Source organism: Paenibacillus silvestris, from assembly GCF_009882985.1.
Taxonomy (GTDB): domain Bacteria; phylum Bacillota; class Bacilli; order Paenibacillales; family NBRC-103111; genus Paenibacillus_E; species Paenibacillus_E silvestris.
Genome location: NZ_WTUZ01000039.1, coordinates 50,187 through 65,924 on the forward strand (window position 1 = coordinate 50,187; position 15,738 = coordinate 65,924).

The following is a 15,738-nucleotide window of genomic DNA, read 5'->3' on the forward strand; positions in this document are numbered from 1 at the left end:
TGGAAATCGTTTAAAGGAAGGTGTCACAAAGTGGTAAGCATGACATTAGAAAGTAATACAATCAAGCGAATTAGCGCAAGCAGCGAGAAGATGAACAACAGATCTTGGAAGCTTACGGTTCAAGATGAAGGACCCATCGAATTAGAGATGGTGAAAGGGCCCTCATTCGTACTAGATCACAATAAGGAATGGTACGTCCTGCCGATGAATGCCGAACATAAATCAGTTGCGGGCAGAGATTATGCCTGGGTACTTCCAGCAGATCCAGATTCCTCTGAAGGTTCATGGCTGATCAAAGCAGATGGGGAAATCGAAATCCTGTTGACGCCTGATCAGGAGAGCCTTATCGTTCGAGTGCAAGCGGCATCGTGCGAACTGATTGCTTACGAAAGCCGGCCTCAAGCCGATACCTTTGGCAACAGGTTTCAGTTGGAGTTCGAACATGGAGAGAAGCTGGCACATGCTCTTGCTTCTCTCTATTGGGGAACCATGCTGCCATCGGTTATCGAACGAACGCGAGCTTCGAACTATCCGATATCGGAAGGATATGTTCTCAGTACCCTGCAATCGACCTACAGCGGGACCTATCCCGACGTGGATCATGAGTTTCAGATCAAAGGGCGCATGAGCTGGGGCAACGAGCTGGATTACGACGTCGTCCGCCGGATGATCGAGCTGCAAATCAAGCTGATGAAAGAAGATCCCGAAGGACTATGGCGCGATCCATGCGCGATTCAGCCAAATGGGGACAGGGAATATCACGTTCGCCGCAGCAGTCTCGACGGCTCGACCAACGCGATTATGTTCCTGATTACGGGCAACGTAGAAGTGTTGGAGTCAGCTTGGCTCTATGCCGCGGCTACGAAAGATTGGGACTGGCTTCGACTCCACATCGAGGCGCTGGAAGGTGCCGCTTCGTGTATCGAAGATCAGATGGACCGGTATGGCAGACTATGGTCCGACGTTTATTACGAAGATCAGGTCATCAAGGATGGCCGGGAGACGTTTGCTACGGCACTAGCCGCTCGTTCCTTTAACCTGCTGGCAGAGCTCGAGCATCGCTTGGGAAGAGGGGAGAAGGAAGCGCACTATAAGGAAGTTGCCGCTCTTCTTGGAAGCAGCCTGGCGAAACCCCTGCCAATGGGCTATTGGGACGAGACGAATCATCGTTTCGTAGATTGGGTGGATCGCAGTGGCGTGGCGCATGATCATATTCATTTGCTTGCTAATATCCTGCCCGTTCTATTCGGATACACGTCAAAGGAACAAGAAGAAAGCGTTACCGCGCTTGTGGACGAGCATATTGATCAATTCCAACGCTTTCCTACTTTTCTTGCGGCTCATATTGATCAGTATACGGATGCCGAGATCGGTGACGGAGGACCGTACGATTTATGCGCGGCGGGTCGATATTGGTGCTGGGATGCAGCATACTGGACGTGGAAGAAAAACGGCAAGGTGTTGCTGGGGCAATTGATGCGCGTGGCGGAGCAAGCGGCCAAAGAAGGCTATATCATGGGCGAGCGTTACGACATGAATTATGTTTATTATATAGATGATAAAGATTGGCATGGCGCAGCGCATTATTACGAATACCCGTGCGTGTATTCATGGGTTCTGGTTCATGAGTATCTGGGCGTTCGCCAGACGTTCGAGGCAGATCTGCAAATTTCTCCTCGATTAATGAATACCGGTAAGGTTGTTCTTGAGCAGAATGGATTCCAGCTGAGCTACGAATACGAAGCGGATGCCTTCCGTTTGACGAATCTGGGAACGGTGACCCGAACTTTTGAGGTTGACCTGTCTGCCATTTATCCCCAATATTCGCAGTGGAAGTTTACGAGCGAAGGTGTTGAAAGCGTGCTTGAAGCTGGAACCGTCGTATCCTTGGACAAGGGAATGACAGGCACCTGGATACCTGTTGTCGGGTGATCAACATGATAACAAAGGAACGTCTGAAAACCAATCCGATTTCGCCAAAGAAGACTATCATCCTTGGAGAAAAGTATCGGTTTACCGTATTAACAAGCCGGCTCATTCGTTTGGAATACAGCGAGTGCGGCCAATTTGAAGATTTACCTACACAAATTGTGATTAACCGGAACTTTCAAACACCGGAATTTGAAGTCTTTGAAACCGCGGAAGCTCTGGAAATTCAAACAAGTGAATTGTTGTTGAAGTATGACAAAAGGGCATTCTCCGGCAAAGGATTATCCATACATGTCAACGATATTTCAGGGGTTTACATGAAAACATGGCAGTATGGGGAGGTGCCCAAGGATCTAAAGGGAACCGCACGGACCTTAGATGATATTAACGGTGCGCTGCCGCTCGAGCCAGGTATCTTATCCAAAGAAGGCTACTCCCTCCTGGATGACAGCAAATCCTTAGAAATTACTGAGAATGGCTGGATATCGCCAAGAACGTCGAAAGCCACTGATTTATACTTTTTTGGCTATGGAAGAGATTACAGGCAAGCCTTAAAAGACTTCTATGATCTAGCGGGTGCAATGCCTTTGCTGCCGCGTTTCGCTTTGGGGAACTGGTGGAGTCGCTACCATCCCTATAGTGAAGAGGACTACAAGATGCTGATGACCGAATTCAAGAGGAAGGAGATTCCTTTCTCCGTATCGGTTATCGACATGGACTGGCATGTAACAAAGATTGATCCGAAATACGGCAGCGGCTGGACGGGTTACACATGGAATAAAGAGAAATTCCCGGATCCAAAAGCATTCATGAGCTGGCTGCATGATCAGAATTTGAAGGTGACGCTGAATTTGCATCCTGCTGATGGCGTTCGTCCAAGCGAGGACATGTATGCTGAAATGAAAGCCGCTTTAGGCATCGACCCGGAGCGCAGTCCGATGATTCCTTTTGATTTCACCGATCCGAAGTTTGCGGAGGCTTACTTCAAAGTTCTTCATCATCCCAACGAAGAGAATGGCGTGGATTTCTGGTGGATTGATTGGCAACAAGGATCTCATTCCAAGATTGAAGGACTAGATCCGCTATGGATGCTGAACCATTATCATTACTTTGACAATGCCAAGCATGGCAAAAGACCGCTAACCTTCTCCAGATATGCAGGCCCGGGAAGCCATCGCTACCCGATCGGCTTTTCCGGCGACACGCATGCAACTTGGGAATCCTTGCGGTTTCAGCCGTATTTTACGGCCAACGCAAGCAATATCGGTTACGGCTGGTGGAGTCATGACATTGGCGGGCATATGCTTGGAATTAAAGACGATGAGATGGTGACGCGTTGGATTCAATTCGGAGTATTCTCGCCAATTAATCGTCTGCATAGCTCGGATAATATATTCTCTGGAAAAGAACCATGGAATTATGCTCCGCAATACGAAAAAGTAATAGAACGTTTCCTGCGCCTAAGGCATCAATTCATTCCATATCTGTATGCCATGAACAAGCGTGCCCATGAGCAAGGGGAGCCTATTGTTGCGCCTATGTATTACAACGACCCTTGGAATGATGACGCTTATCCATACAAAAATCAATACTATTTCGGAACGGAGCTTATTGTTGCGCCAATTACCGACCCAGTCGATAAACGCTCGCAGGTTGCGGCGGTTAACGGCTGGCTGCCGGAAGGCGAGTGGGTAGATTTCTTTACGGGGCAAATCTATTCGGGTAATACCCGCTTAACCTTCTATCGCGGAATGAGTGAGATTCCGGTTCTAGCCAAAATGGGAAGTATCATACCACTTACAGATTTATCAACTTTTACCAATTCCATTCATAATCCTTCACGGCTTGAATTACGGGTGTTTGCCGGCGCCTCGGGAGAATTCACCATGTGGGAAGATAACAATGAAGAGGAATATGGAAAAGAAAGCTGGTTAGCAACCAAGTTTCAATTGTCTTGGAATGAACAGCCGGTCTTCACGATTCATCCTGCTGAAGGAGATTTAACGGTATCGCCAGAAAACCGCGATTATCGTATCGTTTTAGTAAACGTACCGGAACAAAAGGTAGCTTTAACGGTTAACGGTGAGCCAGTCGAGGTTAATTGCTGCTGGAGCAACTATGAGCTGGTTGTGCAGTTAAAGGATATAAAAAATACCGACGCGATTCAATTAACGTTGGCATATAGCCACATTGAAGAACAGGATAAATTAAAGCGTTTATATGACTATCTCCATACGACTCAAATTGAATTTAATCTGAAGCTGGAATTGTTTGAGATGTTAAGTAACGAAACAAACTTTTCGAAAAAGATAAGAAATCTGGAAGGCCGGAAGCTGGATAGCCATATTTTCGGTAAAATAGTTGAGATACTTGGGTCAAGAACCTAGGATTGACTAAATAATTGGTGAAGTGATATCTTGTTGATGTGAACGTTAATGTACTGTCGGTGATGGATGGGAGCTTAATAGATGGTTGATTCTCGAGTAGTAAGAGTAACGCTTAAGGATATCAGCTTAAAAACTGGTTATACGATAAATACAGTTTCTAGAGCTCTTAAGAATAAAGATGATATTTCAACCCAAGCCAGAGAACTCATTCAAAAGACAGCGAAAGAAATGGGTTACATCAACAACTCATTAGCCAGTTCCTTGAGGTCAGGATCAACAAAAACAATTGCCATCATTGTAGGGGATATCTCTAATCCGCATTTTGCTATTATGGTGAAAGAAATTGAAAAGTCCAGCAGAAAACATGGGTATGTATGTTTAGTCATTAATACGGAAGAAAACAGTGAGTTAGAGGAGCAAGCCATTAATTCGGCGCTAGGAAAGCAAGTAGATGGCATTATTATTTGTCCGGTGCAGAAGAGTGTCGATAATATCGAATATCTAAAAAGAACTGGGATTCCTTTTGTTCTGCTTGGACGAAGGTTCGATCGTACAGATTTCGATTATGTGATTTGTGATGACACCCATGGTGGTTATTTAGCCACGAAACATCTGTTGGACAAGGATCACAAGCGGATCCTGATTCTAAAAGCACCTGACTATATATCAAGTGCCAGAGAAAGACTTGCAGGTTATCTCAAAGCGATGAATGAGTATCACATCGAGGTGGACAATGAACTGATTCAAGAGGTCGGTGTTGTCTCAGGTGACAGCAGGCAGGTTATAAAGAAAGTTATCGAAGAAGGCATCCAATTTACAGCTGTAGTCGCTTTTAACGATATGATGGCATGGGAAGTCATCTATGCACTGAACAGAAGTGGGTACAAAGTTCCTGGCACTATCGCCGTAGTAGGCTTTGATAATATACAATCTAGGTTTTTCTTTCCATTTGCTCTGACTACGATTGCTAATTCCAAAAGCAAAATGTCCAAACGGGCTGTGGACGTTTTACTCAAAAAAATAAATGATCCAATCACACATACGACGTTTAATGAAGTGATTCAAACACAGCTCATTGTAAGAGAAAGTACCTAAATAGAAGTACTCCCAACCTGGCAGATCATGATAAATGAGTGCCAGGTTTTTTTGCAGGAAGAAAAGCGAAGACCACTGGTGGGAAATAAATACAATAAAGTGTTGACAGAAATAAACAGTCAGTGATAACGTAATATTAACGTTAATGTTATCCATAATGTTACCCGCAATAAATAAATTAGTTGGAGGAGAAGTGACATGTCTACTTTGAAAAATATCCCACAAACCATGAATATTCCTTTATTTATCGGGGCAGGGAGAATCGAATACGGGACAAAAGCAACACCGACTCCTGGACCTGGGCAACTTCTCCTGGAAGTGAAAGCTAACGCTCTTTGCGGTTCCGATAGAAGCCAGTTTTTTGATGGTTCAACTACGACACCTGGTCATGAAGCCTCTGGTATCGTGGTAGCTGCTGGGGAAGGCGCAGTAACACCTATTGGTACACCTGGCGTAGCCTTTCTAATGGATTTCTGCGGGGAATGCCGTAGTTGTAAAAGTGGGTTTACCAATCAGTGTTTTAACAAACGTGCTGACTACGGTTTTACACATGATGGAGGCTACGGCCCGTATATGGTTATAAATGAAAGCGTATTCTATCCCGTTGATCCTTCTATTCCGCTGACGGAAGCAACCATGATACTGGACATTATGGGCACAGGCGGGCATGCGATTAAGCGAGCGAAGCTAGTTCACAAAGATATCCGTTCTATGTTGATCGCAGGTGCTGGCCCAATAGGTTTAGGGGTGCTTGCCATGGCCAAAATATTGCTGTGCACAGAGATTCCCGTATTTATTATGGATTTTGTTCCGTATCGTTTGGATCTAGCGAAGCAAATGGGGGGGATTCCGATTCATCTTGGGAATCAATCTTTGGCTGAATCGGTTCAAGCAGCAGGATTGAAGGGCGTTGACGCTGCCATTGATACCAGTGGCAAAACGGCTGCTCGTCAATCTGCTCTAGACAGTTTAAACCAGAGAGGCGTGCTCATCTGCGTCGGGCACGGGGAACAATTAAATCTGAAAGTATCAGCCGACCTGATAGCGACAGAACGGAGTGTACTAGGCAGTGAATATTTTCAATACCATGAGCTCGAGGAAAATCATGAACTGTTAAAGAAACATTTGCCATACCTTAGCCAAATTATCACTCATCGATTTGGGTTAGACAAAATACAAGAAGCTTACGAGTTGTTTTTCCAAGGAAATACTGGGAAGGTGGTTATTGAACATTGACAACTCAAGGTAAATTGAAAGTGGCATTAGTTGGAGCTGGCGGATCCACGAACGGCAAGGGCCTATCATCGGGATTCAATACGCCGAGCAGTTGGGGACTTCAGCATGCACGTATCTTTTCAACGCGTCCTGATGTTGATTTTTGTGCGATCGTTGGACGTGATCCGGAAAAAACGCAGCGAAAAGCATTCGAATACGGTACCCGCTCTTATACGAGTATTTCTGAGATGCTTGAAAAGGAAACACCTGATCTAGTCAGCCTGTGTCTTCCCAATCAAGAGCATTTTAAAACTACACTGGAAGTCATTCAAGCAGGTTTTCCATTGTTGATTGAAAAGCCGCTTGTATTTGATTTAAAAGAAGCAGACCTGCTTCTGAATGAAGCCGAGAAACGGAACGTATTTTTTGCTATTAATTTTAATCATCGCTTCGCAAAACCTGTTCAATTATCCTTTGATGCGATCAAGAACGGGAGATTGGGCAATTTGAATTTTGCGACTTGGCGATTCGGTGGAGAAGGGGCAAGTCATCATCCCCATGCCAATCTCATTGAAACGCAGTGTCATGGGATTGATATGCTTGAGTACCTATGCGGTCCGATTGCATCCGTGATGGCGGAAATGACAGATCAGACCGGAGGCGGTTTCCGCACCTTGTCACTGGCTTTGAAATTTACGAGTGGGGCTGTCGGAAGCTTGCTTGGCACCTATGATTCTTCCTATGCCTATCCAGATACGCATCGTGTTGAACTGGATGGAACGCAAGGCCGTATCGTTATCCATGATACTGTTAAGCGTTATACTTTCCATGGTTTAGGCAACGAACTGGGTGAAAGCTGGGAAGCGGGTTACTTTAACGATGAGGATCGGGACTTCCATCGTACATTCGATAATCACATAGAAAAGTTATTGCAAGCATTGCGGGAAGGCGAACAACCGCCGGTTGGTGCAAGAGCGGGCTATCGAGCGCTATTAGTTGCTGATGCAGCAATACGTTCCTATCAAAGCGGGAGCCGTATTAAAATTTCTGAATAGAAGAATGACCTGTAATCTCTGAGTATTAATCCTTGTTCAATAAAACTATTGACGAGATATCCTTCCGATGCTAATATAAGCTAATTCCTACTGGATAACTTGGTATATTATATCCGACAAGTGAAATAGGAAATTAGAGAAAAGCAAGGATCGGGAGGGTAATCATGAAAAAAACAAGATTGATCAGTTTATTTGTTATTCTAGCTGTATTTGGTAGTTTGCTAGCAGCCTGCGGTCAAAAAGAGAGCAGCAGTGCGACAGCGAGTCCTGCGGCAAGTGCGAAAGCAACGGAAGCGGCGAAAGGTGCTGCAGATTTAAGCGGAAAGAAAATTGCACTTATTATGCAATTCAATACAGGCACATTCTCTTCTCAGTATGTTGAAGGTGTGAAAGAGCAAGTGGAGAAACTTGGTGGGAAAGTTACGGTATTCGTTGCCGATACGGATCTTGCCAAAATGGCTTCGAATCTGGATGCAGCCATTAACCAAAAATTTGATGGTATTCTAATCGACCATGGAACGGCTGAAGCACTTGAGGCTGGCGTGAAAAAAGCCGTCGAAAAGAAAATTCCAGTTGTTAGCTTCGACTCTATCCTTACTGTGCCAGGTGTAACTTCTTTGGAGCAAGGCGACCAAAAAATGGCTGAAGCAACATTGGAGCAATTGGCTAAAGATGCAGGCGGAAAAGGAAATATCGTGAAAGTATGGGTAGCCGGTTTCGCACCGATGGAGCGCAGACAAGAAGCTTACCAAGCTTTCCAGAAGAAATATCCGGATATTAAAGAAGTAGCGGCATTCGGAACGGCCAAAGATCCTGCTTTGGATACCCAAACACAAATGGAAGCTATTCTTAAAAAATACCCGAACAAAGGCGATATTACAGCGGTATGGGCAGCTTGGGATGAGTTTGCCAAAGGTGCTACCCGTGCCATTCAACAAGCAGGACGCACGGAAATTAAAGTATACGGTATCGACCTTAGCGATGAAGATTTGCAGCTTCTGCAAGATCCAAAAAGCCCTTGGGTAGCGTCGGCAGCCGTAGATCCAAAAGATATCGGACGCGTTCAAGTCCGTTACTTGTACCAAAAACTGCATGGCGATCAAACGCCTGAGAAGGTAGTCTTGGATCCTGTGTACGTGTCCAGAGAACAATTGCCGAAAGATAAACAAGTGAATACAACGCAGCTTAGCGAATATGTAAAAGGCTGGGGCGGAAGCCAACAAGGCTATACGGATTGGTTGAAAGCAGCAGAAAAAAAATAATCGGAACAACGGGGGTCCCATCGCCAAATCTGCGATGGGACTTTCAGATTGCCAAGAGAGGTGAAGGCGGATGTCGATGAAGGATAGCGCAGCTTTATTACAAATGAGTGGCATCTCCAAATCGTTTGCCGGCGTGAAGGCGCTGCAGGAGGTTGATTTTGACCTCCATGCAGGTGAAATTCATGCCTTGCTAGGTGCGAATGGGGCTGGGAAGAGCACATTGATGAAAGTTTTGTCCGGTGCTTATACGCATGACATCGGTCAAATTGCAATAGGCGGTCAAACGCAATCGATTCAAACGCCCAAGGACGCGATGGCTCAGGGCATCTATTGCGTCTATCAGGAAGTTGATACAGCGCTGGTTCCTGAGCTTACTGTCACGGAGAACGTGATGATGGATCGCATGGTTCATGGCGGTGCTTGGGTTAGTTGGCGCAAGCTGCATAGCGAAGCTGAAGCGATTCTTGCCAAGATCGGTGCGACGTTCTCAGTACGGCGCAAAGTGGATGAGCTGAGTATTTCGCAGAAGCAGCTTGTTTTGATTGCCAGAGCGATGGCGCACAAGGCGAAGATCATGATCTTCGATGAGCCGACGGCCCCTCTCAGTCTGGAGGAGTCAGAGCGGCTGTTCCAGATTATGGACAGCCTGAAACAGGAGGGGGTGGGGATTATCTTCATCTCCCACCGATTGCAGGAAGTGTTCCGGGTGTCGAGCCGGATCACGATCATGCGCGACGGCCGCCAAGTGCTCACGCAGGCGGCCGCTGCCATGGACATCGCCGGCGTGATCGAGGCGATGCTGGGCAAGACCTTCACCGAGGAGTTTCCCAAGGCCAATGTGCCCATTGGCGAAACGCTCCTCGAGGTGAAGGGACTGCGTCGCGGCACGAAGGTGCGCGGCGTCAGTTTTGCCCTCCGTCGAGGCGAAATCCTCGGCGTCGTGGGGCTTGTCGGCGCCGGCAAGACGGAGCTGAGCCGGCTGATCTTCGGCGCCGACACCGCCGACGGCGGCGAGGTGTGGCTTAGCGGCCGCAAGCTCGCGCTGCGCCAGCCGGAGGATGCCGTGCGTGCCGGCATCGCGCTTGTGCCAGAGGAGCGCCGCAAGCAGGGCGTCCTCGTAGAAGAGACCGTGAAGCGCAATCTGTCGCTTCCGATCCTGCGCAAGCTGAGCTCGCTGGGCTTCGTGCGGCAGCGTGAGGAGAGCGAACACGCTGCAAAGATGGTGACGCAGCTCGGCGTGCAGCCGAGCGATCCGAATCGCATCGTCAAGCATTTGAGCGGAGGCAACCAGCAGAAGGTTGCCGTAGGCAAATGGCTGCCGACGAATGCTGACGTCTACATGTTTGACGAGCCGACCAAAGGTGTTGACGTTGGCGCGAAAAGTGATATTTTCCGCCTCATTGGGCAGTTGGCGGCAGAAGGCAAAGGCATTATTTATTTATCTTGCGAGCTAAATGAAATTATAGGAATTGCTGATCGCATTATTGTGATGAGCTATGGTTCTGTCGTGAAGGAGCTCTCCCGTGAGGAAGCGACGCAGGATCTCATTTTAACGTATGCGAGTGCGGGGGAGGCCGAATAACATGAAAGAAAAAAGCTTGGATTTTTCCTTTAAATACGGCGCGTTATTCATTATTGCTTTGGTTATCATCGTCTTTTCGTTTATTAATGAAAATTTCATGACCTATGATAATATTGCCGATATTTTGCGTTCCATTTCCATTGTCATGTTCGTTGCTATTGGGGTGACGTTATCGCAAATTGTAGACGGCTTTGATTTGTCCGTAGGCTCGACGGTTTCGTTGTCGACGGTAGGTGCGGCGGCGTTGATGGTCTGGTATCAACAGCCTTTGATTATTGTCATTATCGTTCCGCTTATCATTGGGGCGGTTATCGGACTTTTGAATGCGTTCTTGATTGTGAAGGTTCGGATTCCGGATCTGCTGGCGACTTTGGCTGTGATGTACATCATTGGCGGCGTCCAAAAGACCTATACGAAAGGCTTCTCCATCTATAACAATATGCGTTTCCAAGATGGGACCGTAGCCAAAGGTAAATTCACGCCAGAGTTTCTATGGATTGGTCAAGGTAAGCTGCTTGGTGTGCCTGTGCCGGTTATTCTCATGTTGGTGGCTGTCATCGCCGTACATATTTTCCTGACGTATACGCGTTGGGGCCGGCAATTGTACATGACGGGCGGAAATCGTGAAGCTGCCCGGTTATCAGGCATTTCCGTGAATAAAATTCGTCTGGCCGCCTACGTCCTATCGGGTATTTTTGCCGCTTTCGGTGGTATCCTCTATGCTTCTCGTGTAGGTTCTGGTCAAATTGACGCGGGTGCACCTTTGCTGATGGAAGCTGTTGCTTCCGTATTTGTGGGTTATTCCGTGCTTGGCGCTGGTAAGCCGAATGTGATCGGGACGTTTTTCGGAGCTGTTTTGATCGGTATTTTGCTGAATGGTTTGACGATGCTGAATGTCCCTTATTTTGGCTTCGACATTGTCAAAGGCGGCGTGTTGGTTCTTGCTCTAGCGATTACGTTTGTTCACTTGAATCGCAAGAAAGCATAAGAGTTATGCTTTCTATTACATGAAATAACATATGTCTACATGGAACTTGGAGCATTTGCTCTGAGTTCTTTTTGTTTTTTTATGGGCTTTTAGTTTTCCCTTGCACATCTCTGAAAGCGTTTAAATAAGTTTAATATTTATAAAAAGGAGTTGTCTTTTTGAAAAGACGGTAAATTCCTCCAGCCCTATACTTAGGACTATGAAACAAGAACCTAGGTTTAAGAGAGGGGTAGTTCTAATGAAAAAAATGGTATCTGTATGTATTTTATTATGTTTGATGTTGGTGAGCGCTTGCGGTACGAAAACGGCAACGACGGAGCCGAAAGATGCGGCAAGCACAGCGGTGCCGACAACGGCAGCCAAAACGGATGTGAAAGCTGGAGGTAAAGTGGGGATCTCGATGCCGACGAAATCATCCGAAAGATGGGTGAGCGACGGAGCTAATATGGTGAAGGAATTCGAAAAGTTAGGGTACAAAACTGACCTGCAATATGCGGAAGACGTTATTGAGAACCAGGTAGCCCAGATAGAAAATATGATTACCAAAGGTGTTAATCTCCTCGTTATCGCACCGATTGACGGAGAATCTTTGACCGACGTTCTTAAGAAAGCACATGATGCCAAAGTTGAGGTTATCGCCTACGATCGTTTAATCAAAAAGAGCGAGTTTGTCAGCTATTATGCGACTTTCGATAATTTCAAGGTAGGCGTACTGCAAGCTTCCTATATCGAGAAAAAGCTAGGCTTGAAAGAGGGGAAAGGCCCATTCAATATTGAGCTTTTCGCTGGATCACCGGATGATAACAATGCACATTTCTTTTTTGACGGCGCTATTTCCGTACTTAAGCCTTACCTGGACTCCGGTAAATTAGTGGTGAAGAGCAAGCAAACAGGGTTCGAGCAAGTAGCTACATTGAGATGGGATGGTTCGGTTGCCCAATCCAGAATGGATAATCTGTTGAGTAAAAACTATGCTTCTGAAAAAGTGGATGCTATTTTGTCCCCCTATGATGGAATCAGTATCGGAATTCTTTCTTCCTTAAAAGGTGTAGGTTATGGTTCCGCTGGTAAGACGCTGCCGGTTATTACAGGTCAGGATGCTGAGCTGGCGTCGGTGAAATCAATCATTTCCGGGGAACAAACGCAAACCGTATTTAAAGACACTCGTGAGTTGGCTAAGAAAGCAGTTGCGATTGCAGATAGTGTTCTAAAAGGAAACAAAGCCGAAGTGAACGATACGAAAACGTATAACAATGGCGTTAAAGTTGTTCCTGCCTACCTGCTTGAGCCTGTATCTGTCGATGTATCCAACTATGAATCCATATTGGTAACCAGTGGTTATTACACAAAAGATAAATTAGGTAAATAAATTCAACCTAGGAATGCCTAAGTGATCTAGTGATAGCCGAGTATGACTATCGTTAGATCACTTATTACATGGAAGGCTTGGTGATCGCATGTCGGATGCCATATTGGAAATGAGAAATATTACAAAAACATTTCCGGGTGTGAAAGCGCTCAGTAATGTGAATTTGCGCGTACAAGAAGGTGAGATTCACGCTCTGCTTGGTGAGAATGGTGCAGGCAAATCAACACTGATGAAAGTATTAAGCGGCGTATATCCACACGGAACCTATGATGGCGACATTCTGTTCAAGGGTCAAGTCTGTGAGTTCAAAGATATCAAACAAAGTGAGAATTTGGGCATTGTTATTATTCATCAAGAATTGGCGCTTATTCCGTACCTATCTATATCAGAGAATATATTTCTGGGCAATGAGCAGTCTTCGCGAGGAATCATTAATTGGAACGATACCATTGTGAAGACAAGGGAACTTCTGCAGAAAGTTGGCTTACAGGAGCAACCCACGACGTTGACGATTGATATTGGTGTCGGCAAGCAGCAATTGGTGGAAATCGCCAAAGCCCTGTCTAAAAAGGTGAAGCTGCTCATACTGGATGAGCCAACGGCGGCCTTGAACGAAGAAGATAGCAATAATTTGCTGAATTTATTATTAGCATTCAAAAAGCAAGGAATCTCTTCTATTTTGATCTCTCACAAATTAAATGAAATTTCTAAGGTGGCCGATTCAATAACCATTCTTAGGGACGGTCAAACGATAGAAACGCTGGATATGAGAAAAGACCAAATCACGGAAGATCGCATTATTAAAGGCATGGTAGGGCGGGATTTAACGAATCGTTATCCAATCAGAGAGCCGCAAATTGGTGAGATGCTTTTTGAAGTCAAGGATTGGAATGTGTTTCATCCTCTGCAAGACAATCGTAAAGTCATCGATCAAGTAAATTTGAACATTCGTAAAGGTGAAATTGTCGGCATTGCTGGATTAATGGGAGCAGGTAGAACGGAACTGGTGATGAGTATTTTTGGCAAATCCTATGGGAAGAAAATCAGTGGTCGATTGTATAAGGACGGTAAGGAAGTTCATTTGCCAACCATTGATAAGGCCATTCAGCATGGTGTTGCTTATGTGACGGAAGATCGCAAGAACTATGGACTCATTTTGATTGATGATATTAAAAGAAATATAACGTTGGCAAGGCTGGATAAGATTTCGAAAAATAAAGTCGTCAATGAGAATGAAGAAATTGTTCATGCCGAGAGCTTTCGTCAAAAGATGAATATTAAAACATCAAGCATTTTACAGAAAACAGGGAACTTGAGCGGTGGTAATCAACAGAAGGTCGTTTTGAGCAAATGGATCTTTTCAGATCCGGATATCCTCATTCTGGATGAACCAACACGGGGAATCGATGTCGGGGCCAAATATGAGATCTATACGATTATTCATCAATTAGCCATGGAGGGCAAAGGAATCCTGCTTATTTCCTCGGAACTGCCTGAAATTCTGGGGATGTGTTACCGTGTTTATGTGATGAATGAGGGGAAAATGGTTGGAGAATTAAGTAAAGAGGAAGCTTCACAGGAAGCAATCATGAAGTGCATTACGAGGGCAGGGGGACACATGCATGGAAACACTGACTAAAATGTTCAAAAGCAACATCCGTCAATACGGTATGATCATTGCACTAGTCTTAATAACGTTATTGTTTCAGATTTTGACAGATGGGGTTCTGTTAAAATCTCTGAATGTAACGAATTTGATTTTGCAAAATAGTTACATTTTGGTGCTTGCTATAGGTATGTTATTAGTAATTATCACTGGAAATATTGATTTATCTGTAGGATCTGTAGCCGCATTCGTAGGTGCAGTTTCTGCCGTTCTGATGGTTGATATGAAAATGCCTTTTGCCATAGCGATCATCGTTTCTTTGCTTATTGGAGCCTTGGTAGGGGCGTGGCAGGGATTTTGGGTCGCTTATGTGCGAATCCCCTCTTTCATCGTTACGCTGGCCGGGATGCTCCTCTTCCGGGGATTGACGATGATCGTTCTGAACGGGATGTCGATCGCACCGTTCCCGAAGGCTTTTCAGAAAATTAGTTCTGGCTTTATACCAGATGTATTACATGCAAGCACAGTGCATATCACTACACTGATTATAGGTCTTGTATTATCCCTTATTTTGATATGGAGTGAACTTAGGAAACGAAAGAATCAAGTCAAATACAATTTCGATGTGATGCCAAAGGGTTTGTTGATTGCTAAAATTTCCGTCATGGTCCTGATTATTAATGTATTTACGTATGTATTGGCAACCTATGAAGGCATTCCTAACATTCTAATTCTGTTGTTTGTGCTCGTTGTTATCTATTCCTTCATTATGAATAAAACGGTTATGGGACGTCACATTTATGCGCTTGGTGGAAGTGAAAAAGCAGCTAAATTGTCAGGAATCAAAACGAATCGGGTTACCTTCTGGGTATTCGTCAACATGGGGGTAATGGCCGCATTATCCGGTCTCGTCTTTGCGGCAAGGTTAAATGCGGCTACGCCTAAAGCTGGTGTAAACTTTGAGTTGGATGCTATTGCTGCGTGCTTCATTGGCGGTGCTTCCGCGACCGGTGGGATTGGTACGGTTATTGGGGCTATCATTGGCGGACTTGTAATGGGTGTTATGAATAATGGGATGTCCTTGGTTGGTCTGGGCATCGATTGGCAGCAGGGAATCAAGGGATTAGTCCTGTTATTTGCGGTTGGTTTTGATATTTACAATAAATCGAAAACAGCTAGTTGAATCTATCTAGGTAAGAGGGAAACAAACAAGACTTTCCTGAAAAGGAGGGTCTTATTGGCGTGATGCT

At 45.4% G+C, this 15,738-nt stretch carries 11 protein-coding genes; all 11 read left to right on the forward strand.

Features of this window, described 5'->3' with window-relative positions:
• The first annotated feature begins 39 nt into the window (after positions 1 to 39).
• The 11 genes from GQF01_RS29665 to mmsB all read left to right on the forward strand — a co-directional run bounded on the left by GQF01_RS29665 (position 40) and on the right by mmsB (position 15,671).
• On the forward strand, positions 40 to 1,932 hold the full coding sequence (locus GQF01_RS29665) for a glucosidase family protein (protein ID WP_161410670.1): 1,893 nt from the start codon (positions 40 to 42) through the stop codon (positions 1,930 to 1,932).
• Between the two features lie 5 nt (positions 1,933 to 1,937).
• On the forward strand, positions 1,938 to 4,316 hold the full coding sequence (locus GQF01_RS29670; protein WP_202556777.1) for a glycoside hydrolase family 31 protein: 2,379 nt from the start codon (positions 1,938 to 1,940) through the stop codon (positions 4,314 to 4,316).
• Positions 4,317 to 4,397: 81 nt separating this feature from the next.
• Positions 4,398 to 5,411: a LacI family DNA-binding transcriptional regulator gene (locus tag GQF01_RS29675; RefSeq protein WP_161410671.1), complete on the forward strand. Its 1,014-nt coding sequence runs from the start codon at positions 4,398 to 4,400 to the stop codon at positions 5,409 to 5,411.
• Between the two features lie 198 nt (positions 5,412 to 5,609).
• Complete coding sequence (locus tag GQF01_RS29680) at positions 5,610 to 6,647, forward strand: zinc-dependent alcohol dehydrogenase family protein (RefSeq protein ID WP_161410674.1); 1,038 nt, start codon at positions 5,610 to 5,612, stop codon at positions 6,645 to 6,647.
• Complete coding sequence (locus GQF01_RS29685; RefSeq protein WP_161410675.1) at positions 6,644 to 7,681, forward strand: Gfo/Idh/MocA family protein; 1,038 nt, start codon at positions 6,644 to 6,646, stop codon at positions 7,679 to 7,681. Before GQF01_RS29680 ends, GQF01_RS29685 begins: the two co-directional genes overlap by 4 nt.
• A gap of 164 nt (positions 7,682 to 7,845) precedes the next feature.
• The gene (locus GQF01_RS29690) at positions 7,846 to 8,943 is read left to right on the forward strand and encodes a sugar ABC transporter substrate-binding protein (protein WP_161410677.1); all 1,098 of its coding nucleotides are present in this window, start codon (positions 7,846 to 7,848) and stop codon (positions 8,941 to 8,943) included.
• Between the two features lie 76 nt (positions 8,944 to 9,019).
• Positions 9,020 to 10,525, forward strand: a complete 1,506-nt coding sequence (locus GQF01_RS29695; RefSeq protein WP_161411111.1) for a sugar ABC transporter ATP-binding protein — start codon at positions 9,020 to 9,022, stop codon at positions 10,523 to 10,525.
• 1 nt (position 10,526) lies between these two features.
• A complete protein-coding gene (locus GQF01_RS29700; RefSeq protein WP_161410679.1) occupies positions 10,527 to 11,513 on the forward strand; it encodes an ABC transporter permease in 987 nt (328 codons plus the stop codon).
• A gap of 238 nt (positions 11,514 to 11,751) precedes the next feature.
• Positions 11,752 to 12,882 (forward strand): multiple monosaccharide ABC transporter substrate-binding protein, encoded by a 1,131-nt coding sequence (gene chvE / locus GQF01_RS29705; protein ID WP_161410681.1) that lies wholly within the window; start codon positions 11,752 to 11,754, stop codon positions 12,880 to 12,882.
• An 88-nt stretch (positions 12,883 to 12,970) separates the two neighbouring features.
• Entirely contained in the window at positions 12,971 to 14,521 is a 1,551-nt protein-coding gene (mmsA, locus tag GQF01_RS29710) for a multiple monosaccharide ABC transporter ATP-binding protein (RefSeq protein ID WP_161410683.1), read from the forward strand.
• A complete protein-coding gene (gene mmsB, locus GQF01_RS29715) occupies positions 14,505 to 15,671 on the forward strand; it encodes a multiple monosaccharide ABC transporter permease (RefSeq protein ID WP_161410684.1) in 1,167 nt (388 codons plus the stop codon). Before mmsA ends, mmsB begins: the two co-directional genes overlap by 17 nt.
• The last annotated feature ends 67 nt before the right edge of the window (positions 15,672 to 15,738 follow it).

What these genes read in the sequence shown, in the direction of transcription:
- mmsA (WP_161410683.1), top strand. Translation starts at nt 12,971, where the DNA reads ATGTCGGATGCCATATTGGAAATGAGAAATATTACAAAAACATTTCCG.
- mmsB (WP_161410684.1), top strand. Translation starts at nt 14,505, where the DNA reads ATGGAAACACTGACTAAAATGTTCAAAAGCAACATCCGTCAATACGGT.
- chvE (WP_161410681.1), top strand. Translation starts at nt 11,752, where the DNA reads ATGAAAAAAATGGTATCTGTATGTATTTTATTATGTTTGATGTTGGTG.
- GQF01_RS29700 (WP_161410679.1), top strand. Translation starts at nt 10,527, where the DNA reads ATGAAAGAAAAAAGCTTGGATTTTTCCTTTAAATACGGCGCGTTATTC.
- GQF01_RS29665 (WP_161410670.1), top strand. Translation starts at nt 40, where the DNA reads ATGACATTAGAAAGTAATACAATCAAGCGAATTAGCGCAAGCAGCGAG.
- GQF01_RS29695 (WP_161411111.1), top strand. Translation starts at nt 9,020, where the DNA reads ATGAAGGATAGCGCAGCTTTATTACAAATGAGTGGCATCTCCAAATCG.
- GQF01_RS29670 (WP_202556777.1), top strand. Translation starts at nt 1,938, where the DNA reads ATGATAACAAAGGAACGTCTGAAAACCAATCCGATTTCGCCAAAGAAG.
- GQF01_RS29680 (WP_161410674.1), top strand. Translation starts at nt 5,610, where the DNA reads ATGTCTACTTTGAAAAATATCCCACAAACCATGAATATTCCTTTATTT.
- GQF01_RS29675 (WP_161410671.1), top strand. Translation starts at nt 4,398, where the DNA reads ATGGTTGATTCTCGAGTAGTAAGAGTAACGCTTAAGGATATCAGCTTA.
- GQF01_RS29690 (WP_161410677.1), top strand. Translation starts at nt 7,846, where the DNA reads ATGAAAAAAACAAGATTGATCAGTTTATTTGTTATTCTAGCTGTATTT.